General features: G+C 42.0%; 22 protein-coding genes and 2 pseudogenes. 11 read left to right on the forward strand and 13 right to left on the reverse strand.

Annotation, left to right across the window (positions count from 1 at the left end; translation table 11 throughout):
• Positions 1-28: 28 nt before the first annotated feature.
• From ACRQ5D_RS28410 to ACRQ5D_RS28430, 5 genes and pseudogenes are all read right to left on the reverse strand, one after another.
• Positions 29-1807, reverse strand: a pseudogene (locus ACRQ5D_RS28410) (family 20 glycosylhydrolase).
• 13 nt (positions 1808-1820) lie between these two features.
• Positions 1821-3770, reverse strand: a complete 1950-nt coding sequence (locus tag ACRQ5D_RS28415; protein WP_432327370.1) for a glycoside hydrolase family 2 TIM barrel-domain containing protein — start codon at positions 3768-3770, stop codon at positions 1821-1823.
• A complete protein-coding gene (locus ACRQ5D_RS28420; protein WP_432327372.1) occupies positions 3688-4494 on the reverse strand; it encodes a glycosyl hydrolase 2 galactose-binding domain-containing protein in 807 nt (268 codons plus the stop codon). Before ACRQ5D_RS28420 ends, ACRQ5D_RS28415 begins: the two co-directional genes overlap by 83 nt.
• Before the next feature lie 256 nt (positions 4495-4750).
• Positions 4751-6013, reverse strand: a complete 1263-nt coding sequence (locus ACRQ5D_RS28425) for an alpha-L-fucosidase (RefSeq protein ID WP_431198537.1) — start codon at positions 6011-6013, stop codon at positions 4751-4753.
• Positions 6004-6189: an alpha-L-fucosidase gene (locus tag ACRQ5D_RS28430; RefSeq protein ID WP_431198538.1), complete on the reverse strand. Its 186-nt coding sequence runs from the start codon at positions 6187-6189 to the stop codon at positions 6004-6006. Before ACRQ5D_RS28430 ends, ACRQ5D_RS28425 begins: the two co-directional genes overlap by 10 nt.
• Positions 6190-6370: 181 nt before the next feature.
• On the opposite strand from ACRQ5D_RS28430, the gene ACRQ5D_RS28435 reads away from it, so the two are divergent.
• The 6 genes from ACRQ5D_RS28435 (at position 6371) to ACRQ5D_RS28460 (ending at position 13852) form a co-directional block, all read left to right on the forward strand.
• Positions 6371-6970, forward strand: coding sequence for an RNA polymerase sigma-70 factor (locus tag ACRQ5D_RS28435; RefSeq protein ID WP_091162628.1), 600 nt, complete (start codon positions 6371-6373; stop codon positions 6968-6970).
• Between the two features lie 94 nt (positions 6971-7064).
• Entirely contained in the window at positions 7065-8162 is a 1098-nt protein-coding gene (locus ACRQ5D_RS28440; RefSeq protein WP_091162627.1) for a FecR family protein, read from the forward strand.
• A 184-nt stretch (positions 8163-8346) separates the two neighbouring features.
• Complete coding sequence (locus ACRQ5D_RS28445; RefSeq protein ID WP_431198539.1) at positions 8347-9348, forward strand: TonB-dependent receptor plug domain-containing protein; 1002 nt, start codon at positions 8347-8349, stop codon at positions 9346-9348.
• Positions 9349-9418: 70 nt separating this feature from the next.
• Complete coding sequence (locus ACRQ5D_RS28450) at positions 9419-11665, forward strand: TonB-dependent receptor domain-containing protein (protein WP_431198540.1); 2247 nt, start codon at positions 9419-9421, stop codon at positions 11663-11665.
• Between the two features lie 11 nt (positions 11666-11676).
• Complete coding sequence (locus ACRQ5D_RS28455; protein WP_432327376.1) at positions 11677-13170, forward strand: glycoside hydrolase family 3 protein; 1494 nt, start codon at positions 11677-11679, stop codon at positions 13168-13170.
• A gap of 10 nt (positions 13171-13180) precedes the next feature.
• A complete protein-coding gene (locus tag ACRQ5D_RS28460) occupies positions 13181-13852 on the forward strand; it encodes a glycoside hydrolase family 3 C-terminal domain-containing protein (RefSeq protein ID WP_431198542.1) in 672 nt (223 codons plus the stop codon).
• Positions 13853-14044: 192 nt separating this feature from the next.
• Here the strand turns inward: ACRQ5D_RS28460 and ACRQ5D_RS28465 are convergent, their stop codons facing one another.
• The 5 genes from ACRQ5D_RS28465 to ACRQ5D_RS28485 all read right to left on the reverse strand — a co-directional run bounded on the left by ACRQ5D_RS28465 (position 14045) and on the right by ACRQ5D_RS28485 (position 17538).
• Positions 14045-14419, reverse strand: coding sequence for a nuclear transport factor 2 family protein (locus ACRQ5D_RS28465; RefSeq protein WP_431198543.1), 375 nt, complete (start codon positions 14417-14419; stop codon positions 14045-14047).
• A 104-nt stretch (positions 14420-14523) separates the two neighbouring features.
• A complete protein-coding gene (locus ACRQ5D_RS28470) occupies positions 14524-15282 on the reverse strand; it encodes a serine hydrolase domain-containing protein (protein ID WP_432327378.1) in 759 nt (252 codons plus the stop codon).
• Positions 15239-15643, reverse strand: coding sequence for a serine hydrolase (locus tag ACRQ5D_RS28475; RefSeq protein ID WP_432327380.1), 405 nt, complete (start codon positions 15641-15643; stop codon positions 15239-15241). The genes ACRQ5D_RS28470 and ACRQ5D_RS28475 overlap by 44 nt, the downstream gene beginning before the upstream one ends.
• Positions 15644-15921: 278 nt before the next feature.
• Positions 15922-17148: an RNA polymerase sigma factor gene (locus ACRQ5D_RS28480; protein ID WP_091162622.1), complete on the reverse strand. Its 1227-nt coding sequence runs from the start codon at positions 17146-17148 to the stop codon at positions 15922-15924.
• A 36-nt stretch (positions 17149-17184) separates the two neighbouring features.
• Positions 17185-17538 carry a YciI family protein gene (locus ACRQ5D_RS28485; protein ID WP_431198544.1) on the reverse strand — a complete coding sequence of 118 codons (354 nt, stop codon included), beginning with the start codon at positions 17536-17538 and terminating at the stop codon, positions 17185-17187.
• Between the two features lie 191 nt (positions 17539-17729).
• On the opposite strand from ACRQ5D_RS28485, the gene ACRQ5D_RS28490 reads away from it, so the two are divergent.
• Both ACRQ5D_RS28490 and ACRQ5D_RS28495 read left to right on the forward strand, forming a co-directional pair.
• On the forward strand, positions 17730-18716 hold the full coding sequence (locus ACRQ5D_RS28490) for an aldo/keto reductase (protein WP_091162620.1): 987 nt from the start codon (positions 17730-17732) through the stop codon (positions 18714-18716).
• 85 nt (positions 18717-18801) lie between these two features.
• Positions 18802-19152: a TfoX/Sxy family protein gene (locus tag ACRQ5D_RS28495; RefSeq protein ID WP_091162619.1), complete on the forward strand. Its 351-nt coding sequence runs from the start codon at positions 18802-18804 to the stop codon at positions 19150-19152.
• A gap of 196 nt (positions 19153-19348) precedes the next feature.
• Here ACRQ5D_RS28495 and ACRQ5D_RS28500 read toward each other — a convergent pair whose 3' ends face one another.
• The 3 genes from ACRQ5D_RS28500 to fbaA form a co-directional block, all read right to left on the reverse strand.
• Positions 19349-19774, reverse strand: coding sequence for a GNAT family N-acetyltransferase (locus ACRQ5D_RS28500; RefSeq protein ID WP_091162618.1), 426 nt, complete (start codon positions 19772-19774; stop codon positions 19349-19351).
• Positions 19731-20249 carry a low affinity iron permease family protein gene (locus ACRQ5D_RS28505; protein ID WP_091162918.1) on the reverse strand — a complete coding sequence of 173 codons (519 nt, stop codon included), beginning with the start codon at positions 20247-20249 and terminating at the stop codon, positions 19731-19733. The genes ACRQ5D_RS28500 and ACRQ5D_RS28505 overlap by 44 nt, the downstream gene beginning before the upstream one ends.
• 108 nt (positions 20250-20357) lie before the next feature.
• The gene (gene fbaA / locus ACRQ5D_RS28510) at positions 20358-21437 is read right to left on the reverse strand and encodes a class II fructose-bisphosphate aldolase (protein ID WP_091162617.1); all 1080 of its coding nucleotides are present in this window, start codon (positions 21435-21437) and stop codon (positions 20358-20360) included.
• Between the two features lie 268 nt (positions 21438-21705).
• Between fbaA and accD the strand changes: the two are divergent.
• The 3 genes and pseudogenes from accD to ACRQ5D_RS28525 all read left to right on the forward strand — a co-directional run bounded on the left by accD (position 21706) and on the right by ACRQ5D_RS28525 (position 25719).
• A pseudogene (gene accD / locus ACRQ5D_RS28515) lies at positions 21706-22550 on the forward strand (acetyl-CoA carboxylase, carboxyltransferase subunit beta).
• A 608-nt stretch (positions 22551-23158) separates the two neighbouring features.
• On the forward strand, positions 23159-25042 hold the full coding sequence (gene htpG, locus ACRQ5D_RS28520) for a molecular chaperone HtpG (RefSeq protein WP_091162917.1): 1884 nt from the start codon (positions 23159-23161) through the stop codon (positions 25040-25042).
• A gap of 164 nt (positions 25043-25206) precedes the next feature.
• A complete protein-coding gene (locus ACRQ5D_RS28525; RefSeq protein WP_176844341.1) occupies positions 25207-25719 on the forward strand; it encodes a DUF4251 domain-containing protein in 513 nt (170 codons plus the stop codon).
• Positions 25720-25739: the final 20 nt, after the last annotated feature.

Here is a 25739-nt window from a genome sequence, read left to right on the forward strand (position 1 = left end):
GTCCTGGTTGGTGTAAACGCGGCAACCCTTACCAATTCCGACTTTGAAATAGTTAATGGAGATGGCAATACAGGTGATTTAGCATTTGGCAAAGTACCATCGGTAGTGTAGCGGATAGTAAGGCTTGGCAATGGAGACGCTATGCTTAGCTTGCCTTCGTCGGTGAAAACATACTGGTTAAGCAGGTTAGGCAGATCGGGCAAACGATAGTTGATCTTCATCGCGTCCATCCTTTTGTATTGCTGAGTTAAGCGCTGCAGGTATGAATCGTATTCACTTTCCTTATGCGTCCACAGCATTTCAGATAATGCAGTTAGGCGCGGCATGTACATATAATCGGCACGTTTTTCTGACGGGATCATTTCTGACCAGAGGTTAGCCTGAGCGCCAATGATTGATTTCGCTTCTTCGGCATTCAATACCTTTGGTACCGGGTTAAAGTGATATACCTTGCTAACAGAATACTGATCGGGCTGGTTATCAAAGTAAAGCGGTTCGCCTGGCGTCATGATCACGGTATTGCCATTCTTCACAGCTTTAACCGGTGCATCAGGAACCCATGTGCGCCAGTACATAATAATAGCTGTTGGGCTAATGCCACCTTCAATTACCTCGTCCCAGCCTATCAATTTGCGGCCTTTGGAGTTGAAGAATTTCTCCATGCGGTTGATGAAGTAGCTATGCAATCCGGCCAAGTCTTTAATACCTTCTTTGGCCATTAAAGCTCTACAGGCATCTGATTTACCCCAGTTGGTACGGTCAACCTCATCACCACCAATGTGGATGTATTTTGACGGGAAGATTTGCATGATCTCGGTAAATACATTTTCAGCAAATTCAAAAGTACTTTCGTTACATGGGCAGATAGGTTTGGTGAACAATTCGCCCCATTTATTTTCGCCATCACAGGTTAAAAAAGGATATGAATTAATGGCAGCCATCATGTGCCCCGGCATATCTATTTCCGGAACGATATCGATATGCCTTGCTGCTGCGTAAGCTACCACGCCTTTCATTTCCTCCTGCGTATAAAAACCGCCGTATAATGTTTTACCATTTTTTTGGATGATATGCTCTTTATCGATCACAAAATCAGGATTATCCTTAGCCTTTTTCATACAGGCCGAATCCTGGTTATTGAACGTACGCCATGCGCCGGCTTCAGTAAGCAGCGGGTATTTTTTATTTCGATGCGCCAGCCCTGATCATCGGTTAAGTGCAGGTGCAGCTTATTCATTTTGTACAAAGCCATCCGGTCGATAAACTTTTTCAGGTAGCTCACTGAGAAAAAATGCCTCGATACATCCAAATGCATACCGCGCCATCCGTAAACAGGTGCATCTTCAATAGCTACAACCGGCAGTGTCAGTTGCTTTTGAGCAACACCAGCTTCTATACCAACAGGCAATAACTGGCGAATGGTTTCTACAGCGTGAAATACCCCTGCCGGGTCTTTTGCGCGGATAACTACCTGCTCTTTAGTAACACTCATGCGATAAGCTTCGGGAGTAGTTATGCTTGCATCATAAACAAGATTTATGGCGCGGGCCTTCTTTATCTTGCTCACTTCAACAGGCGTGCCTAAACCTTTGCGTAACAAATCCTTCAAGGCATAGGCTTCGGTATTAAAAGCGCCGGCATTTACAATGGCCGTTTTAGAGGTGATAGTAAATGATCCCTCTCCCGCAGTTAATTGAGCAGGATAAGGTATCAACGGAAATTTTGCTGCTGTTTCCTGGGCGCTAACAGCACCGGTACAGATAAGGGCCAATGCCGCTGCCGACAAATATTTTGAAATAGTCTTCATTGTCTTCTTTTTGTTATTTGTCGATAGATATAGTACGTTCTGCTATGTTCCAGCCTCCAATAGTTACTGCAAGGTTTTTATCTGCACCTGGGTTATGATCGATAACAACTTTTTTAGTTTGACCCGGTAGCACCGTTACATAGTTATCGCTGTAAAAGGCCGGTAGAATGCGTTGTTTGGTCTCAGCATTAACTAAAGACAGGCGGTTGAAAAATGCCAGCGCACCATCACCCTCGTTAGTCAGCGTTACTTCTACTTTACCATTCTTTAAATATTTAGCAGACGCGCCTAAAGTACCTTTCGGCATTTTTTGTAAGCCGGAAAAATCACCGTTAGCATCGGGCAACCAGTAAATATTTTCGCTGATCACTTCCTTATCCGATTTAAGCAGTTGCAGGCAAAGGAAAACACCTTTGTCTTTTGCCTCTTTTTCAATCTCATGCTTAAGTGATAAATAGCGTTTGGTAGTAGTTGGCGTTACATCAGCAAAAACCTTTGTTAACACTTTCTCTTTGCCATCCATATCATAGGTTTTAGCTACCAGCAGCATATTGCTATGCGTTTTAAAAGTATTGTTGGCTACCATTACCATACCATCTGTTTGGTTATACATGATATGTAAAGGTTCGCTGCCATTATGCAAGCCGTAAAGACAAGCATTAGGATCAAGGTAATAATCATACATCTGGCCGCGCATGGCTGTCCATGGGTTTTGGGTTTTCCAGATGATAGTACCGGTATACCAATCCCACATATGAGAGCTAAAACCTTCCATGAGGGCACGATACTGATCATAATTTACCAACTGTGCTTTAGTTGCGAAGTCTTCAACATTTTTGGCTTTTCCGTATTTATCAACAAAACCGTCGTAGCCAATATATTTATGATATTCCCAAACCGGGTCTGTTTTAGTTTTGCCGGTAGATGCATCAAACTCAGGCACAACCATATTTTCGGCAGGAATAAAGCGTTTTAATGACTCATAATCGCTAACACCAACCGACCCTACTTCCGAATTGAACGGATAAGTTTGGTGATCCCAGAAAGTTGTAAGGCTTTGGATGCCGTAAGGCCCATCGCCGTTTCCGCCCTGTACATTGCGCGACATTTCTTCGGAGTTTGAATACGGGATAAACCAACGGGTATTATCGAGCTTAGGCATAATGGTATCACGCAGGGCCGCAAAAATATCTTCGGGCGGAGTGATCTCATTACCACCGCACCAGATTGCCAGCGAGGGGAAGTTACGTACCAGTTTAACCTGATCGGCAACTGATTTTAAATAAAGGTCATGATCATCCGGATATTTACGACGGGTCCATTGGTCATCAGCTTTCATTGGATCTATCCAGCGACCATTGCAATCGCCCGATCCCCACATATCCTGGAAAACCAGCATACCGTATTTATCGCAAGCCTCATAAAACTCAGGGCGCTCAATCAGTGCGCCACCCCAAACCCTGATCAGGTTCAGGTTCATATCACGATGAAAACGAACTTCCGCATCATAACGGACATCGCTGAAACGCAACATCTGATCCGATATGATCCAGTTACCGCCTTTAATAAATACTTTTTGGCCGTTCACATTAACCTGGCGGCTTTCGGTTTTACTGTTCCATTCGGTAGTGATCTGGCGTACACCAACTTCAATATTTTTTTGGTCGGATACTTTGCCACCTGCCACAAACTGCAAATTAAGCTTATACAAATTTTGCGGACCGTAGCCATTAGGCCACCAAAGCTTAGGGTTTTTAAGGCTGTAGTCAGCCAGTTTAACTTCCTGTTTTGAATTTGCTTTTAGTGTAACCGGCTGTGATACCAACTTGCCATCTAAATTATATTGTAAAGTACCGCTCACTGCAGCGCCTGTAGCATTTTCAACCTCGGCAGACACCTGTACAATAGCCGGCTGCTGCGCACCTTCCGGCTGACAGAACACCCGGAACAAGGGTAACCACATGCGGATCTTTAATAACCACAGCACCCGTATGCTCAATGGTTACTTTATCCCAAATGCCGGTATTGCGGTCGCGGATGGGCTGGATCCAGTCCCACCCTGCCGTATATTGAATGCCTACGCCACGCGCTATAGTACCATCACCGCCCTGACCGCCGTTGGGATTACCAACAGCATCCGGAGGATACACGATAACCGCCAAACGATTATTGCCGTTTTTGCTCAACCATTTGGTAATGTTATAGCTCTGGCGTAAAAACATGCCTTTATGCAGCTTGCTGTTAAGCTTATGCCCGTTAAGGAAAACGTCGCAGCTATAATTTACACCACGAAAGTTAAGATAGGTTTGATTACTGCCGGCTGGTACGGCTTCTTTAAAATCATTGGCAAACCAATAGGTATAGTAATCGCGGCCTACCTTGTATATATCAGGGATCTTTTCATTATTCATCCCGTAAAATGGATCAGGTACCTGTTTGTTGGCTACCTGGGTTGTAAGCACCGTTCCAGGCACAACTGCAGGATTCCATGCAGCCAGATCATAATTGGCTTGGGATATAATAGTGCCATTATCTTTAACACTATTTATTGACGTACATTTCCAGCCGCTATTAAGCTCGTAGCTGGTTTGCGCCCCTGCGTTTTGATAAACGCCAGAAGCAAGGACGGATAACACTAATGAAAATTTAAACAATGCAGATCTGCCTGCCGAACGGGTTGTTGTCATTTATTTGGGTTGGATGGATGATCAAAATTAAGAACTGCCAAATCATTTTAGCTGTAAAAACTTGGCTATATAATATGGGATTTTGTCGGTATAATTGTCATTTAGACGAGTATACAGGGCATTTTTGGTAGTAATCAGGAGAAATCTTGTACACCCTGGAAATTTGCCCGTCTCTTGTACAAGATTTCTCCTCACCTTTTTTAGCCCTACCCTGATCGTCGAAATGACATTGTGGTTATTTGGTTGTTATGAAATATTAATAAACTATTTTAAAACCGGCCGCTTCATTAAGCCCGCTGGCTTTTTGTAATTTTGCCGGGATATTGATATCGATACCATCGGCCACCTGTTTCCATTTAAGGCTTTGAGCGCTGCCAAGCAGGGTAACTTTCTTTACCTTTTTAATGTCTTTCAATTTTACAGATACAGTAGCAGGCAAAACCACTTTTTCCTGATCGCTCAAGGCAAAGGCATAAATGGTATTGCTGTTCTTAGCTTTAGTATAGTATATATTACCTGTTGAATATGGTGCAACCGACTGGCTGGCATAAATACCTTCACCGTTGATTTTCATCCATCGGCTGATACCTTGCAGGCGTTCGTAAGCAACCGGGTCCCAGTCACCATCCGGGCCGGGGCCAATGTTCATGAGCAGGTTGCCACCGCGCGATACGATTTTTACCAATAGCTGCACTATTTGCTGTACCGATTTATAATGATCGCCCGGAACATAGCTCCATGAATTACCTATGGTTATGCAGCTCTCCCATGGATGGTCAAGTGGCACTTCGGGTACTTCCTGCTCGGGAGTAGTGTAGTTTTCATATTTGCCGGCTACGGTACGGTCGACCACTATTAATCCTGGTTGCTTTTGCCTGCCCATTGCGGCTATCTTCGGCATATCGATATCCTGGTCAAATTTAATTCCGCGTTGCCAGTCTATAGTAGTATCAACACTGCTTTTAGGGCGCACCCATCCTCCATCAAGCCATAAAATATCAACCTTGCCATAATCGCTCATCAGTTCGCTGATCTGGTTGTAGGTAAAGTCTTTAAATTTCTGCCAGCGATCAGGGTATTTTTTCGGATCGTAATTTACGTTACGATCTTTTGGCGGGAAGTATGGCCACCAGTAATTTTCGGTGTGCCAGTCGGGTTTTGAAAAATAAGCACCCACCATAAAGTTGTCCTTGCGGAAAGCGTTGAAGATCTCTTTAGTTACATTGCTCCTCGGGTTGCTTGAAAAAGGTGTTTTGCTGCTTGTAATCTTATAATCGGTTTCTTTGGTATCAAACATGCAAAAGCCATCGTGGTGTTTGGTGGTAAAAATTACGTATTTCATACCGGCATCTTTAGCAGCCTTCGCCCATTTTTCGGGATTGAATTTGGTTGGGTTAAAAGTGGTTTGCAAATTTTCGTAAGCTGCTTTATAACCATTATAAGTTGCGCCATACGGGCCGCGACGTTGTGTCCAGCCTTCATCTTCGGGGCAAATACTCCAGCTTTCAACTACCCCCACTGGCTGTAGGTACCCCAGTGCATAAACAAACCAAACTTAAGATCTTGCCAATTTGCAATTTTTTGCTCAACTGCAGGGTCGCCTGCAGGGACATATTGCTTTGACATATTGTGCTGCTGTCCAAACACCTCAAAGCAGCCGAAAACCAAAAGAAATACTGTAAATAATCGTTTCATCAAGCTATTATTTTATTAATTACTGACAATTTTATATGGTGTATTGCTTACACACTTTTTAAAATTTTTTAAAAAACATTGCAACTTACATCAATTAATTTCATTTTTCGATTTTAATATGTTATTATTGTTACACCATTATTAAGTTTAAATTTAGTTGATTAATTAAAAATCCTTCGGTTTGAGAGACAGAAAAGTTGATACGCTAAAATTATGGAAACTCATTTGCAACAATGATGACGAGAACGCTTTTGAGTTGTTTTTCCATGTCCTTAACAACTCGCTCATTAAATTTTGTGTACTATATGTACATCAACGGGAGATTGCCGAAGAAATAGTTTCTGATGTATTTGTAAAATGCTGGCTTAACCGTAAAAACCTTACCGAAATTCAAAACCCTGAAACCTATTTATTTGTAGCGGTAAAAAACCAATCGCTAAACCACATCAAAAAATACTCAACTATTCACGTTGTACAAATTGAAGAAACCAATTCGGTAGAATTTGTAAACACTTATAACCCTCAAAAGGAAATTGAAAACAAAGAGCTTATTTTTAGGATGGACCAGGCCATAGCCGGTTTACCGCAACAATGCCGCATCGTTTTCAGACTGATAAAAGAGGACGGTATGAAGTATAAGGAAGTGGCCGAAATTCTTAATATTTCGCCCCGCACGGTACAAACGCAACTTTTCAGAGCGATCAAGAAGCTTAGTGTTGTTTTGACACAATACAACAAGCACCACGAAGCTGTATTAAAACCAATACAATCAACATTTTAGGAAGCACAATTGTAATTTTCAATTATTTTTTTTAACCTTGTAAGTAATTAACCTAAATAAGTTGTCCTATCATAAATAAGGATGCAATTATACGATGGGCAATGATAAATTTATAGAGCTGGTGGGCAAAAAACTGTCGAATGAAATCAGCTCTGATGAAAATAATGAATTTCAGCGTTGCTTAGCTAATGATGCTTCCCTTCGTGAACAATACGAAGCCCTTTCTGCTTACTGGAAACATAGCGATGCCCAATATGCTGACAATGCCCTCGCCTTTCAAAAAATAAAGTCAAAAATTAAAGCACAGGAAGTTATTGAACCTGCAACGGCCATTAACCCCGTTAAAAAGGGCACGATGCATTATCTTTGGCGTGCTGCGGCCGCTGTTGTTCTAATAGCAGGTTGCGCGTACCTTTTTTATTCAAAAACAGTTACTTTGGGCCACGGAATTGCAAGCGCAACATCCGGCGCCTGGCAAAATAAAAACACTTCTGCCCGCGATAAATCAACCATTGTATTAACCGACGGTACGCGTATCACCCTTAATTCGCTAAGTTCGTTAAGATATCCAACAAACTTCACAGGCAAAACCCGCGAAGTTTATTTAAGCGGCGAAGCCTTTTTTGATGTACATAAAGATCATGAACATCCGTTCATTATCCATACCGAAAAAATGAATATTAAGGTGCTGGGTACCGCTTTTAACGTTAAATCATACCCCGATGATCCGTCAAGTGAAACAACCCTGATCAGGGGCGCCATTGAAGTTACCCTTGACGACCGGCCATCGGACAGGATCATTTTAAAACCAAGTGAAAAACTGATTGTTAAAAAGGGCTCGTTTACTACTGTACGTAAAAACCAGGCTAAGCTTTCACCACCTACCGACAGCAGTGCCGGTACGCAATATGTCTTAACCAGTTTTACCCGTCTTCATCAGGACGACAGTGCCATTTTAGAAACCTCCTGGACACAGAATAAACTCATTTTCAGGGATGAAAGCTTTGCCGACCTCGCCATGCGCATGGAACGCTGGTATGGTGTTGAGATCAAATTTAAAAATGATGAAATGAAAAAGTACCGTTTCAGCGGCACTTATGAAAAAGAATCCATTACTCAGGCTCTTGACGCATTACGCATTACCGAAGATTTTCATTATAAAATTAAAAATGCCGCCATTTATATCTATTAACTGATAATTCTACAGTTAGTTATCAGTACATTTGTTCCCACCAATTGGCTGTGGCTTTACAATATTCGTAATTGTTACCTACCAATTCGGTCATTTTACACTATTACCTGTGCTAATTATAAAATTTATGTAAATTTAGGCATCCCCAATGGATGTCGGCGACAGGTTTAGGTTATCAGTATAAATGAAAATACGGTTTACGTTAATATTATTCTTCAATTTACTGGCTATATTAACTGTATATTCACAAACCCGCGTCACTATCAATTTAAAATCGGCCGATTTTAAAAAGGTGATCTCAGCCATCGAACATCAAAGCATTTATCATTTTGTTTATAGTGAAAGAAAAATCCCTGCTTTAAACAAAGTTGACATAGATTCTGATAATGAAGATGTTAAAAGTATTTTAGATAAAATTTTGGCCAATTCGGGCTTCGCTTATACCGAGCTTGCCAATCACCTGATAGTAATTGCCCCGATTGATGAAATAGTTAATGTAGTTAAAGTAACGGGCGTTGTTGTTGATGAGAATGGCGCGCCGCTTGCAGGCGCTACAGTTAGGGTAAGAGGTTCAACCATGGGCTCACTCACCGACGCGAAGGGGGCGTTTTTGCTTGAAGTACCCTCCGGGTCAACATTGATAGTGAGTTTCGTAGGCTACGTTACAAAAGAGGTAAAACTTATTGGCGCTGTACCGGTAACTATTTCGCTTACGGTAAGTAACGTGCTAAACGAAGTGGTTGTAACGGCACTTGGCATTAACAAGGAACAAAAAAAGGTGGGTTATTCAGTAACTACTATTAGTGGTGAGGTGCTTGATAAAGCCAAGGAATCAAATGTAGCATACTCGTTGGAGGGGCGCGTAGCAGGTTTAAGTATCAATGGCATAAACGGCGGACCAGGATCTTCTGCGCGTATTTTACTAAGAGGCGTTACAAGTTTTGGTGCAAGCGCGCCACTCTTTATCATTAATGGGGTACCCATGGATAATACCCAAAGGGGATCAGCCAATGAATGGGGCGGGGCCGACTTTGGCGACGGCATCAGCAATATAAATCCCGACGATGTTGAAAATATGACCGTTTTAAAGGGCCAGGCGGCATCGGCACTTTACGGAGCGAGAGCGGCCAATGGCGTAATTTTAATAACTACCAAAACAGGAAAAAAACACTCCATTTGGTGTTGAGTTTAATACCAATTACCAAACTGATAAGGCAATTAATACCTTTGATTATCAAACACAATACGGCCAGGGTTTGTATGGGATAAGGCCGACTACCGTAACCAATGCAATATCCTCAGGCAACTATGGCTGGGGTGAAAAACTGGATGGTAAACCCACAATTCAGTTTGATGGCGAATATTACCCCTACTCCGCCGTAAAAAATAATATCAGTAAGTTTTACCGGCAAGGTTATACTTTTACCAACACTGCTGCATTTAGCGGCGGTAACGACAATGGTAATTTCCGGTTGTCGTTATCAAACCTTAGCAACGGCTCAATAGTGCGTAACAGTGATCTCAATCGCAAAACGTTCAACTTATCGGCAAGTCAAAATGTTACCCAAAAACTGAATATTAATGTTGTAGCTAATTTTATCAACGAAACTTCTAATTTGAAACCCAACCTGAGCGATGGGCCTTTTAATGTAAATAACATTCAATACCTGGCAGCCAACGAAGATCAGGCTATCCTTGCGCCGGGTTATGCCCCAGATGGCAGTGAAATAAGATGGAATAGCGACACCTTTACTACAAACCCTTATTTTACTGTTAATCGGTTTATTAATGATGTAAACCGTAACCGCTTAATAGCCGCATTATCGGGTAAATACAATTTCAATAATTGGATGTATGCACAGTTGAGGTTAGGTAACGACATCCTTTACGATAAACGAAAAACGGTTACCCCAACCGGAACCGCTTATTACGCCGGCGGAATGGGAGGACTTGATGAACAGTCAAACACGCGACGATCTGAACTAAACAGTGACCTGCTAATAGGTGCCAAACATGACATTATTGCTAAAGTGCTGAGTTTTGACATATCTGCAGGGACTAACCTACGTAAAAACACATACGAGTACACGAAGCTTTTTGGAGGCCCATTCATTATACCATATTTTTATAGCTATAATAATTTGAACATCAAAAACAGCAATTACAACTATAATAGTACCGAAACGCATTCAAGCTATTATGCTGTTGATTTTTCATTAAGAGACTATTTAACAATAACTACTACCGGCCGCTACGATACCTACTCCACGTTGCCAAGTGATAACCGGAGTATCTTTACGCCTTCGGTATCGGCAAGTCTTTTATTTTCCGATCTCGTTCATATCCCCAGCCTTGACTTCGGAAAATTAAGGTTATCGTATGCGCAAACGAGCGGCGAGCCAACTGATGCATATGTAACAACCCAATACTACACAACAAATTATTCAATAAACGGTGTTGCCATCGGGAGTTTCAGCGACAGCCTGCCCAATTTATTTCTTAAGCCTTACACGCTTACCGAAATGGAAGCCGGTACCGAGCTTAAATTTTTAAACGGCAGGCTTGGAATTGATGTAGCCTATTTTCACCGTAAAACAAAAAATGAGATCATTAAAGGCGACCTTGATCTGGCAACCGGTTTTGCACGGCGGTTTATCCCTACGGGCTCAACCCAAAACAACGGCATTGAAATTGAGCTAAGCGGCACTCCTGTTAAAGCAACCGGTTTTACCTGGTCGCCATCGTTTAATTTTACTTATGTACAAAACAAGATCCTTCAAACAGACGGCACTCCCGAGTCGGCTAACATAAGCTTCGGTACTTACCGCCCGCTAAACGCTGCTACGGCACTGGTTAAAGGCTTGCCAGGGCCTCAGATTATGGCCAACGATTACCTAAAAAATGATAAAGGACAGATCATTTTTGACGAAAATGGTTTACCCATGGCCGGCCCGCGTGTACCTATGGGTAGCGTGGTACCTAATATATACGGTGGATTAAACAACAATTTTGCATTTGGCAAACTAAGCCTCTCATTTTTGATCGATTACCGTTTTGGTAATAAGATATTATCGGCTACAAATTATAATAGTATTTACAGGGGCTTTAACCAGCTTACCCTTGCAGGCAGGGAAAACGGCGTTGTTGGCAATGGAGTAAACGCCAATGGTGAAAAGAATACCATTGCTGTACCTGCGCAGAACTATTACCAGGCGCTGGCCCAAAATGTATCTGCATTAAATGTGCTTGACGGCAGGTTTATTAAATTACGGCAGGTTACTTTTGGCTATACTTTTTCAAAGGGCTTTCTTAATAAAACACTATTTGAAGGCATAACCTTTTCACTGGTAGGCAGAAACTTGTGGACAATTATGAAGCGCTCGGCCAATATCGATCCGGAATCTGGATTTTCGCCGGATATAAAATATGCAGGAATTGAAGGAGCAAGCCTGCCGCCAACCCATACTTACGGAATAAATATTAACTTTAAACTCAAAAAATAAATCATCTAAAAATGGCTTCCACCATAAAACACAAACTCCTATGTTGTTTGGTAATGCTTGCGGCATTACTAAAGTTTTCTACCGCAAATGCGCAGGTTCCTTTTTATAAAGATGCTTCGCAATCGATTGATTCACGCGTAAAAGATCTTTTATCGAAATTAACCATCGACGAAAAAATCTCCTTATTAGGCTACCGCAGCCAGGCAGTGCCCCGTTTAGGCATCCCTGCCTATAACTGGTGGAATGAGGCTTTGCATGGCGTAGCCCGCGCCGGGGAAGCAACCATATTTCCGCAGGCTATCGGTATGTCGGCTACATTTAACGAAGATCTGTTAAAGCAGGTATCAACGGCTATATCAACTGAGGCCCGCGCCAAATACAACCTGGCCATTGCACAAGACAGGCACCTGCAATACATGGGCCTCACCTTTTGGGCACCCAACATCAATATTTTCCGCGACCCGCGCTGGGGACGTGGACAGGAAACTTATGGCGAAGACCCATTCCTGACCGGCCGTATGGGCTCAGCCTTTGTTAAAGGTTTGCAGGGCGATGATCCTAAATACCTGAAAACATCTGCCACGGCCAAACACTTTGCCGTACACAGCGGCCCCGAAGCCACCCGCGATAAATTTGACGCCAAGGTTGATGAAAAAGACCTTCGCGAAACCTACCTGTATGCCTTTCACGAACTGGTCAAAAACCACGTTGAATCGGTAATGAGCGCCTACAACCGCGTTAACGGTGTACCAAACTCTATAAATAAAATGCTGCTTACCGACATATTACGGAAAGAATGGGGCTTTAGCGGCCACGTGGTAACTGATTGTGGTGCCTTGGACGATGTATACCTTACCCACAAAACGCTACCAACTGCGGTTGAAGTAGCAGCGGCTGCCATTAAGGCTGGTGTTGACCTGGATTGCTCGTCCATTTTGCAGAACGATGGTATTAAAGCTATTAAACAAGGCCTGCTTACCGAAAAAGATATTGACCAGGCCCTGGGCGCTATCTTACGCACCGAATTTAAACTGGGCTTTTATGACGACCCGGCCGCTAATCCTTATCATGGTTACGGCGCCGACAGTGTTCACAATGAACAACATTTGGCTTTGGCCCGTAAAGTGGCCCAGCAAAGCATGGTATTGTTAAAGAATAACAACAATGTTTTGCCATTCAAAAAAAGCAGCTACTCCAGCATTATGGTGGTTGGGCCAAACGCGGCCTCGCTCGATGCTATGATAGCTAATTACCACGGCACCAGCAGTAAGGTAATTAACTTTGTTGAAGGTATAACCGGCGCGGTTGACAAAGCTACCCGTGTTGAATACGATTTGGGTTGCGACTATAAAGACACCACCCATTTTGGCGGCACCTGGGCCGCGGGCAATGCTGATGCTACCGTTGCTGTGATAGGCCTATCCCCCGTTTTGGAAGGCGAAGCAGGCGACGCTTTCCTGTCTGAAAGCGGCGGCGATAAAAAACCTGAGCCTGCCTGCCAGTGAAATTGCCTTTATGAAAGAGCTGCGCAAAAGTGTAAAAAACAAACCTCTTATTGCTGTAATTACCGCAGGCAGCGATGTTGACATATCCGCTATTGAGCCTTATGCCGATGCCATTATATTTGCCTGGTACCCCGGCGAGCAAGGCGGTAACGCTTTAGCTGATATTATTTTTGGCGAAGTTTCGCCATCTGGTCACCTGCCGCTTACTTTTTATAAAGGTATGAGCGATTTGCCCGATTACAGCGATTACAACATGAAAAACCGCACTTACCGTTATTATACCGGTCCGGTGCAATATCCTTTTGGTTTTGGTTTAAGTTATACGTCGTTCAGCTACACCCTAGGCAGTAAATTAAAAACTACCTACAAAAAAACCGATACCGTTACGGTAACAGTAAACGTTAAAAACACCGGTAAATTTAATGGTGATGAAGTAGTGCAGGCGTATATTAAATATCCCAACATCGACAGGATGCCTGTTAAAGAATTAAAAAGCTTTAAACGCATAAGCCTGGAGCAGGATAAAGAAGGTACCGTTACTTTGAAAATCCCTGTTCAGGATTTACAGAAATGGGACCTTGCCACACGCAAATGGAAGCTTTATCCCGGCAGCTACAAAATAGTACTGGGCAGCAGCTCGGCCGATGAAAAGTTGGTAGCTGATTTTAAAGTGGCTAATTAAGACACTGTCAGAAAACGGTTTTATAGAAATAGACATAAAAGCCTCATTGCAAGGCACCTTTAGATTAGTAGCCAAAATAAAAACTTTATGGTTTACGAATAAGCTGAAACGAACGCGAGATATTAGCAATGTTACTCCCTGATGCGTTAGTTTACCAAAATGGCATGGCTGCTTTTAAGCAACCATGTCATTTTAGTGACCGTAGGTGATTTCCCGGGTTACTTTCCAAATGCCGTCTTTCTTTTGCCAGATCTGCATAAACTTATACGTAAACACCTGCAATTTGCCGTTTTCAACATGAGAAAAGGTGTGCATTCCGGTCTCGATAGCACCATAATCTTTAATTGGATATACTTCCATTGACCCAGGAATCAATTTCCGATTCAATACATAACTCATTTTAAACAGTCCACCGAAGGCTTGTTTTGTTTGATCAAAGTTTCGTACGCCGGTGTTGTCCTGGTAAAGTTCCAGACTATTATCGAAGTGATTCATTAGCTGATCAAGATTGCGGCTATTGAAGTCCCTGAATTGAAGCGAATCCTGTTGTGCTATCTCATTGAACAATGGCCCGGATGTTTGTGCCTCTGCACCAGTACAGGTAAAAAAATTGAAGCGACTAAAAGCGCAGTAGTAAAAAAATTGTTCATTGTTTTCATATTATAGTTTTGTTAATTTTTCATTTCGGTAGCAATTATAGCATTGCCCTGTTCTTTCAAAAAGATCTTAACCAGATCGGTATATATTTGAGGGCCATTATCTGAATTAGTGAAGATCAATAAAGCGCGACTGGTTTTTGGTAAAATAAAGACGATTGTATTTACGCCCGGATCAATGCCACTGTGCGATAAGCAAAATTCTCGTCCCAAATCTGGATAAACGGCCCAACCTAAGCCCATGAACTTATTCTCTTTTATCATAGACAGCGGGCTGGTCATTTGCCGATAAAGCGCCTTTGATAAACCACCCCCTTTTATTATCCAAATCAGGAATTTGCTGTAATCCGCTACAGTTGTTTTTAGTTGGTCGGCCGCACTGGGACTGCTATTTTTTATGATCTCTAATGGCTCTCCATTGCTATTATGCGCAACAGCAAAATGATCTAACATCCTATCATTCCAAATAAAATGCGTATCGTTCATATGTAGGGGTTTGAAAATCAGGGAATCAGCCAATTGTTCCAACGACCGGTGAAATTTACTTTCAAGTGCGTGCCGCAAATATTCCATCCCTTCGCCGGAATACTGGAACTTTAAACCGGGCTCAAACTCAAAGGCCAACTTTTTTGAAGGCGTCATCCATCGCCAGTTTGGAAACCCACTTTGGTGCGTCAGGATATGTTTAGTAGTGAGCTTTTTACTCCTCGGATCAGCTGCAACATCAGGATCAGTCCAGTAATGATAGATTGGTCTCGTCCAGATCCCAGTCACCAGAGTTAACCAGACACAGTGTTACCATTGTTGTTACTGTTTTGGTGATTGAGGCGACATTAAATAATGTATTAGCAGGCGCAGAAACTCCCGTGTTAAGTTCGCCGTACACTTTTGAGAAGAAGATTTCGCCTTTATCAACAAAGGCCAATCCCAATGTGGGAATATGCTTATCCTTCATCAACCGGACAATAGTAGAATCTGCTACTTGCGCATTTACAGCTGGCGCATAAAAGAAAGTTAATAATAATAGCGTTTTAATCTTAGGTAATATTCGGTTCATTGGGGGTGAAATTATATAATTATGATTTAAACCTGAGAAACCATCGTCATGCCACTCATGTAATTGATTGATAGGCAATACATTATTATTACCATGATTGAGATTTATGTATCGTAAACGAACGATCAGCGTCCGTTTACAGATGAAGGTTGCCCCATCAATCAACACTATATAACAGCTTGCTTCTTCTGACCGAGACAGAACAGGAAATCATGTGAGGGAAGTGCAGATTTTTCAAAATAATGATTAGAAAAAAACTTTTGTAAAAGTCTTAGAATACGAAGCAATCCCAACTGTTCGATGAGGACATTGTTTAGTGCCTTGCAATTAGGCTTTTTTAAACACGGCAATTTATTTCATAATAAAGCCTTTAAATCCTTCGTAATTCTACTTTTATCGGTAGTGGTCTTAGCCAGTTTCAGGGCAGTTTGCAAATGCAATACTGCCTTTTTACGATCTACCCCTGTATACAAGTAACCAAGCAGTACATGGTACAAATGATTAGTATCCAGTTTTAACTTTTCGGCCTCAATAATGGCTTTCTCCTTTCCTTTTACCTTTGCCAAAGCATAAGCCCTGTTCAACGCAGCCGCAGGCGAATAAGCAGTAATAAGTAACCTATTGTAGAGCATTAATATATTTTCCCATTTTTCGGTAGTATCAGTTTTAATCGTATGCCAATAAGCTATAGCAGCTTCAATATGATATTTACCGGCGCCGTTTCCTTTCTTTGAGGCAAGGTTTAGATAGTATCGTCCTTTTACTATCAAATCATCATTCCAAAGCATTCTGTCCTGGTCATCATAGCGAATCATTTCGCCATGTTCATCTACCCTGGCATCAAACCTTGAAGCATGAAAACACATCAATGATAACAAGGCATTCGCCTCGGGCAGGTTGGTTTGTTTGTTTTCTATAAGGAGATAGTTAAGCCGCATGGCTTCTAAACACAAATCTTTTCGCAATGTAGTGCTCTGGCAGCTGGAGTAATAGCCCTCATTAAACAGCAGGTATAAAGTTTTCAGTACGATGTCCAGCCGGTTAACAATATCAGCCGGTTCAGGAAAAACGATCTTTACTTTTTGTTCCCGAAGCTTTTCCTTAGCCCTGAACAGGCGTTTATTAATGGTTTCTTTATTCGATAAAAAAGCCTCGGCAATTTCATCAATTCCGAAACCGCAAAGGATACGTAATGCAAGGCCAATCTGTGCCTCGGCCGGCAATACCGGGTGACAAATAGCAAACATCATTTGCAGCTGGCTGTCGCTAATATTTTGGTCAGAAAGATCGATCTCTGCCCCGTAATTATCCTCTGCAACAATCCCTTCGGCTATTTTTTGCTTAAACCTGGAGCCACGCCTTACATAATCGGTTGCTTTATTGCGGGCCACTGTATATAACCACGCTTTAGGGTTATCCGGCAACCCCTTGATCCCCCATGTTTCGGCAGCTGTGAGAAAAGTATCACTGGCAATATCTTCGGCGGCTTCTATACGTTCAAAGCCGAAATAATGGCATAATACCGCGATTATCTTTTGATATTCGGAGCGGAACAAATGTGGTAGAAGCTGATCTTGCTGCATAAAACAAGCAGCCTCCCGTATATGGGAGGCTGCAAATCAATTATACTTCCATTGGGATGATAGGACGCACCTCAACACTTCCCCTACCGACAGGATCGGGCAGCCCTTTGATAACTCCGCGGCTTCTTCCAGCGACGACGCTTTGATAATGCTGTAACCGCCTATAGCTTCCTTAACTTCAACATAAGGGCCGTCTGTTACCACATTGTCGGGTTTTACTACGCTGCCGGAGGTATCCAACCTATTGCCTACGGCCACCAGTTTGTTTTGTGCGGCAATCCCGCCAATCCATTCGCGCCAGTAATTCATCATGGTTTGCATCTGTTCGGGCGACCGCTGCGCTGCAGTGGCTTCTGCGTCTCTTCTGAAGATCAATAAGAACTCGTTCATGTTTTTTGAATTTAATGGTTAAAAACCAAAAGACGATCAGGTTTAGATGAATTGGACAACCACTCGATTTTTTTTCAAATTAACCAGAAAAAGTTAATCTGCAATGTATAACCTTACATAATACTTATAAATGGAGGTTGATGTGCTTTTGTTATTTCGCGTACTTTGATAGTAAAAAATACTACCACATTATGAAATACAGAAAATTAGGAAACACCGGAATTGAGCTTTCGGCTATTGGACTGGGATGTATGGGCATGAACCATGCTTACGGCCAGCCGGATGACGATGAATCAATAGCAACACTTGAAAAATCAATAGAAATAGGCATTAACTTTTGGGATACGGCTGATGTTTATGCTAACGGCCGAAATGAGGAGCTGGTATCAAAAGTATTAGTACCAAATCGCGATAAGATTTTCATTGCCACCAAATTTGGATTTAAAGCAGGTGCCGATGGCAGGCTAACAGAATTTGATGGCTCACCCGCCTATATCAAAACTGCTGTTGAGCAAAGTTTAAAACGCTTAAAAACAGATGTGATTGATCTTTACTATGCTCACCGCATCGATCCAAATGTGCCCGTAGAGGACATGGTTGGTGCCATGGCCGACCTGGTAAAAGAAGGTAAAGTAAAATACCTGGGCCTGTCTGAAGCTTCGGCAAACTCTGTCCGTCGTGCACACGCGGTGCATCCAATCAGTGCCTTGCAAAGTGAATATTCTTTATTAACCCGCGATGTTGAGGCCGAGATTTTGCCGGTTTGCAAAGAGCTTGGGATTTCATTTGTGCCATTCAGTCCGCTGGTGCGTGGTTTGGTTACTAATGCGTTGGATGTAACCAAACTGGCTGATAATGATTTCAGGAAAAGCCTGCCCCGTTATCAGGATGCCAACGCCGAAAATAATATGGGCCTGGCTCATGAGTTTGCACAACTTGCGGCTCAAAAAAACTGCACACCTGCCCAGTTAGCCCTTGCCTGGGTGCTGGCACAAGGCGATAACATTATCCCTATTCCAGGAACAAAGAGGAGAAAATACCTTCTGGACAATGCCTGCTCGGTTGATGTGGAATTAACCGCCAATGATTTACGGGATATTGAAACCGTTTTAGCTAAATACCCGGATACCGGCGACAGGTATAATGAGGCTAATTACAAATTTGTTGATAAGAATTAATTGTAATTTTATTTCACGAAGGCGCTGAGACGCCGGATTTCCGCTTGCTGTCTTAGCGCCTCTGCGTGAAAAAATATAAACCCTTATGGCATATAACGAACGAATGGCCGATCGTATTCGCGAAGCATTAATGGACCTTCCGGTGGTGGAAGAAAAGAAAATGTTCCAGGGAGTTTGTTTTATGGTAGATGATAAGTTATGTGTTTGCGTACGCGACAATAGCATTTTGTGCCGCATTGGCGAACAACAAGCGGCTATTGAACTTGAGAAAGGAAACTGTAACCAAATGGTAAGCGGCGAAAGAGTAATGAAAGGCTATGTTTATGTTGAAGATTTCACCCTGCAAACCACCGCCCAGCTGAATTACTGGATCAACCTGTGCCTTGCATTTAATCCGCTGGCAGAGGCATCTAAAAAGAGGAAAAGAAGTAAATAACAGTAGCCCTGCCTATAATATTTATCTCTTTCGATTCAAATACAACAAGATGTCATTTCGAAACAAGGAACGAGTGAGAAATCTTATTAGCTATGCTCAACGAATTTTATAAAGCGGCTTACTTGGTGTAGAAGATTTCTCCTCTCCTCCAACGCACGTACCTTAACCCAGTTCTCGTCGAAATGACAAAGTTTTTTTACTTCTTCACCATTTTATAATGTTTGATCCCGGCTTCTTCAAACTCCGGCCCTGATGCTTCAAAGCCCAGTTTTTCATAAAAAGGCACAGCATGGGTTTGCGAATTAAGATAAACATAATCCGCATCGGCCGGCAAATCAGTTAACACCGCTTTCACCAGCTCTCCTCCTATCCCAAATCCTCTGAACCTTTTCAATACGGCAAACCGCTCAAGCTTATAACCATTTTCGGTTTTACGCCAGCGGCAGGCACCGGCCGGTTCTCCATCAACGGTAGCTAAAAAATGATGAGATACATCTTCATGCTCATATTCCAGTTCGGGCGGGCAATTTTGTTCAACAACAAACACTTCCCTCCTTATGGCATGTACGATATCAAGATCAGCTTGTTCCGTTACTTTTTTTACTATGGTTTTTGCGGGCATCGATATAATGCGGTTTTGTTTTGAAATGATTGAGTTTTGTGGTATGGTTTTCCCTCGCGGCATCAATAGAGTGTGTACAGGTGATATCACTTTCCTCTTCGGCAAGTCCGGCCAGTTCCACATAAAATTTATGCAATTGATCGAGCTCCTTTTCGGTAATATCTTCAATATCAACCATCCGGTTACTTGCCCCCTGATGCGAGGCAAGCAGCTCATTCAGTTTCAAATGTATAGCTTTCGAATCTTTATTTTGTGATTTCTGAATCAAAAAAACCATCAGAAAAGTAACTACAGTAGTACCGGTATTGATAACCAACTGCCAGGTATCCGAATAATGGAATAATGGTCCGGTTATTCCCCAAACAATGATGATACCAAAAGCCGTGATAAATGCTCCCGAACTACCCGTGGCCATAGTGGCCCAGTTGGCAAAGCGTTCAAATAAATTCTTTTTCTTCTTATTAATTTCAACCATATAGCAGCCTTTATCTTTTTGGGGGGCGAATCGCCTGCTGCCTGTAAACAACAAAGCGCCTGTACAACAAATGTACAGGCGCTTTTGTTAGTTAGTTTATAATGAATATTATAATTTGCTGTGTACGTCGATACAGTTAAGATCTTCGAAAGCAGCAGAAAGCCTTTTAACAAAGGTTTCCTCGCCTTTGCGTAACCAAACGCGCGGGTCATAATATTTTTTGTTTGGAGAATCCTCACCATCCGGGCTGCCGATCTGGCTTTGCAAATAGCCTTCTTTTGATTTATAGTAATCTTTAATGCCCTCCCAGAAAGCCCACTGCATATCAGTATCAATATTCATTTTGATAGCACCATATGAAATAGCTTCACGTATCTCTTCCTGGCTTGAACCAGAACCACCATGGAATACAAAGTTGATCGGTTTTTCGGCAGTTAAACCAAATTTTTGTTTAACATACTCCTGTGAGTTATGCAGGATAACCGGTTGTAACTTAACATTACCTGGTTTGTACACACCATGAACGTTACCAAAAGCAGCAGCTACAGTAAAACGGGGGCTTACTTTTAAAAGGTGCTCATATGAATAAGAAACCTCTTCTGGCTGGGTATATAAACGTGAACTGTCAACGTCAGAGTTGTCAACACCATCTTCTTCCCCGCCGGTTACACCCAACTCAATTTCAAGGGTCATGCCCATTTTAGCCATACGCTCAAGGTATTTAGCCGAAATTTCGATATTCTCTTCAATAGGCTCTTCTGAAAGGTCGAGCATGTGCGATGAAAATAAAGGCTTACCTGTTTCGGCAAAAAATTTCTCGCCATGATCCAGCAGGCCATCAATCCACGGTAACAATTTCTTGGCAGCATGGTCTGTATGCAGGATAACCGCAACGCCATAATGCTCAGCCAACAGGTGAACATGCTTTGCAGCAGATACACCACCTAAAATACAGGCCTGAAGTTTTGAATTATCCAATGATTTGCCGGCGTAAAACTGTGCACCGCCATTTGACAGCTGAATAATAACCGGTGAGTTAACAGCTTTAGCTGTTTCCATAACTGCATTGATAGTATTAGTACCAATAACATTTACTGCCGGTAAAGCAAACTGGTGCTTTTTTGCTGCTTCAAATAGTTCCTGCACCTGATCGCCGTGCAGAACACCTCTATAATTTTTTAAATCCATTAGCGTTTATTTGGGGCTCGAAGTTATAAAATTTATTGAATTCGGATAAGCAATCTTAAAAGTATATTAAAACGGTAGTAAAAATAGGGTTAATTTAAAAATATGATATAATCAATTAACAATCCGATCCTTTTATTACAAAAATAGCATTAAATAAGCAATTAAACTTTCAAGCAAACATTTGCCCTCTATAACTTTTTATATACCGGCACCACATGTTTAATATTTTTTGTTTCTTTGTACCCAATTGAAAGAGTTAGACACAGATATGGCATGGTTTAAACGAGAGTTGAAAGGGATAATTACGACTACTGAGGAAAAAAGGAAGCCCCCGATGGCATCTGGAATAAATGCCCTAATTGTAAAAAACCTTTACACTATTCTGAGCAGGTAGAAAATCAATATGTGTGCCATTACTGTGGCTTCCACCTGCGCATAGGTTCAAAAGAATATTTTTCGGTACTATTTGATAATAACGAATTTACAGAACTTTTCCCTGAACTTACTTCCGGCGATCCGCTTCATTTTGAAGATACCAAAAAGTATACCGACCGACTTAAGGAAACTCAGCACAAAACAGGCTTGAAAGATGCAATAAGGGCGGGTGCAGGTAAAATTGACGGTCAGGACCTTGTTATTGCCTGTATGGATTTTAACTTCATTGGGGGATCAATGGGATCGGTAGTTGGTGAAAAGATAGCCCGCTCTATTGATTACTGTATCCAGCATAAAGTTCCGTTCCTGATGATCTCAAAATCGGGTGGTGCGCGCATGATGGAAGCGGCATTTTCATTGATGCAAATGGCTAAAACATCGGCTAAGCTTGCCTTGCTTTCACAGACAAAAATCCCTTATATATCTTTACTTACCGATCCAACCACCGGTGGCGTAACAGCGTCATACGCCATGTTAGGCGATATTAATATTGCTGAGCCAGGTGCATTAATCGGCTTTGCAGGCCCAAGGGTAATTAAAGAAACCATTAAAAAAGATCTTCCTAAAGGTTTCCAAACTGCCGAGTTTGTGCAGGAGCACGGTTTCCTTGATTTCATTGTCGACAGGAGAGAAATGAAAGAAAAATTAGCCTCGTTTATTAAAATGATGGCCAATTAAGATATCTTAATCAACCTTGATATAGTAAGGGATAAGCTTAATGTTTATCCCTTATTTTTTTCTATCGCCTCTGGAAAATCGTCATTGCGAGGAGGAACGACAGAAGCAATCGCGAACTCTGCAGGGGCACTTGCATAGCCGCTTGTAAAATTGGGGATTATTAATAATTATAATTTGTTTTTTATAGGTATTAATGAGCTCCCTTCGGTCGGTTGTCTTTGTACCTTATAATGACATTGTCGTAAGTTATTGATTATTAAGTATATTTATTAAACCCATTTTGTGATATGGGCGTTGCCTGCGGCCAGGCTATCCGCTACAAGTCCTCGCCTTTCCTGCCCGCAAACCCAACCCGCGCTGTGGGCTTTTCGCTGCTATCCTTAACGCGCCCCCGCACAATATCCTTAAAACATAGTTTATACGTTATTATATTTTTTTGGGGTTCTGACCTGATGGTTCCTCGCAATGACGGGTGGATAGGCCTTACCTCCACAACCAATCTGACTAAATCCTCCCTCACCTGCCATTTTGACAATACATTAACAATTGGAACATTCATTGATAACACAATTGCGACAAACATTAAATCAACCATATTAAATATAGTTATGCAAGAAAAAGGCAGCATTTCGATCCACACCGAGAACATTTTCCCGATCATTAAGAAGTTCTTATACTCTGATAATGAGATATTTTTGCGCGAGCTGGTATCAAACGCGGTAGATGCTACCCAAAAAATTAAACGTTTGGCTTCATTAGGCCAGTACACCGGCGAACTTGGTGACCTCCGTGTTGAGGTTGCTTTTGATGCAGACAAAAAGACCATCACCATTAGCGATAATGGTATCGGTATGACCGCTGAAGAGATCAAAAAATACATCAACCAGATCGCTTTCTCAGGCGCCACCGAATTCATGGAGAAATTCAAGGAGGCTAAGGATGCCAACGAGATCATCGGCCGCTTTGGTTTAGGTTTTTATTCGGCTTTCATGGTGGCCGATAAGGTAGAGATCCAAACCCTGTCGTACCAGGAAGGTGCAGAACCTGCTTTCTGGGTGTGCGACGGTAGCACCGAATTTGAAATTGGCGAAGGTATTTTAGAAGAGCGTGGCACCGAAATTACACTGTACATCAACGATGAATCGGCTGAATTTTTAAGTCAATACAAACTTCAAGAGATCCTTGATAAATATTGCAAATTTTTGCCGGTGCCTATCAAATTCGGCACCAAAACAGAATCTGTTGAAGATGGCGTTGATGAAGAAGGTAAACCAAAATACACTTCAGTTGAAGTTGATAACATCGTCAACACCACTAACCCTATCTGGACAAAGGCACCATCTGAACTAAAAGATGAGGATTACCTCGACTTTTACAAACAACTTTATCCTTTCAGTGAAGACCCATTATTCTGGATCCACCTTAACGTAGACTATCCTTTCAACCTGACAGGTGTACTATACTTCCCTAAACTGAAAAACGATTTTGAATTCCAGAAAAACAAGATCAAATTATTTAGTCGCCAGGTATTTATTACCGACGAGGTAAAAGACATTGTTCCTGAATTTTTGATGCTGTTACATGGCGTTATCGATTCACCCGATATCCCGCTTAACGTATCACGCAGCTTTTTACAGGCCGATAGCAACGTTAAAAAGATCAACAGCTATATCACCAAAAAAGTAGCTGATAAATTGGCAGACCTTTTCAAAGCCGACCGCAAAGCTTACGAAGAAAAATGGACAGATATTGGCCTCTTTGTAAAATACGGTATGGTGAGCGAAGACAAGTTTTATGACAAAGCAAAAGACTTTGTTTTGGTTACCAACACCGAAAAACAAAACTTCACCCTGCCTGAGTATAAAGACAAAGTTGAAGCAAACCAAACAGATAAAGACGGTCAGTTGGTTTACATCTACACCAATGATCCGGCAAAACAGGATTCATTTATCCAATCGGCCAATAAAAAAGGCTATGATGTATTGGTGATGAACTCTCCTATCGACAACCACTTTATTAGCCAGTTGGAGCAAAAATTAGAGAAAACATCATTAAAACGTGTTGACGCTGATGTTGCTGATAAACTGATTAAAAAGGATGACGCGCTTGAAACTGTACTTACCGAAGAACAGAGCACCCAGGTAAAAAGCATTTTCGACAAAGCCATCAACAGGCCAGCTTACAACGTTCAGATAGAAAGCCTTAACCCCGACGAGTTACCGGTTACCGTAACTATGGATGAGTTTATGCGCCGCATGAAAGATATGGCAGCTATGGGTGGTGGTATGAGCTTTTATGGCAACATGCCTGATAATTACAAGGTGATTGTAAACGGTAATCACAAACTGGTAAGCCGTATTTTGCAGGAAGAAGACGAAACTGTACAGGCCCAGCTTTCAAAACAAGCTTTTGACTTAGCATTGTTATCACAAGGTTTATTGACAGGTGCCGATTTAACCGAGTTTGTTAAACGCAGCGTGAGCTTAATATAATTTTTCAAGTCGCTTCTTGAGGAATTGCACAAGCCACCCTTTTTTATATTTTTCTTTCAAAAGCCACCCGAAACGGGTGGCTTTTTTGTTTAAAGATTGCTTAAATTTGAATGTACTTAAACCTAAATAACTCTTTACTGTCTAACCACTTAAACATTTATATCATGAAAACCTTAAACAAAATAGCCCTTTTGGCTGCTTTCATATTTATTGGGGTTAACGTAAGCTTTGCTCAAACCAAAGCTGAGAAAAAGGCAGCGAAGCAGGCTGAAATCAAAAAGATGGTAGAGGACCAAAACTTTGTATTTAAGGCAAATTATGCTTTACCGATGCGGGGCGGTACCAGGCCGCTTACCTCTGATTATGACATGACGATAAGTAAAGATACCATTGTATCATTTTTACCTTATTTTGGCCGGGCTTATGTAGCGCCTCCTCCGGGAACAACAGATGGCGGTATTAAAGTTAACACGACAAAGTTTACGTACTCGTCGACCCCAAAAGGCAAAGGCTGGAACATCACCATTAAACCCAAAGAAAAAAACATAGCCGACTGGCGCGATGTGCAAACATTTAACCTAAGTATTTCGCAGGATGGATACGGCTCCCTGCAAGTGATCAGCAGTAACCGCGACCCAATATCATTTAATGGTTACATTGAAGCGAGGAGGAAATAAGTAGGAAAAGCTTAAAGCTT

It is taken from the genome of Mucilaginibacter sp. P25 (assembly GCF_050859465.1).
GTDB classification, from domain to species: domain Bacteria; phylum Bacteroidota; class Bacteroidia; order Sphingobacteriales; family Sphingobacteriaceae; genus Mucilaginibacter; species Mucilaginibacter gossypii.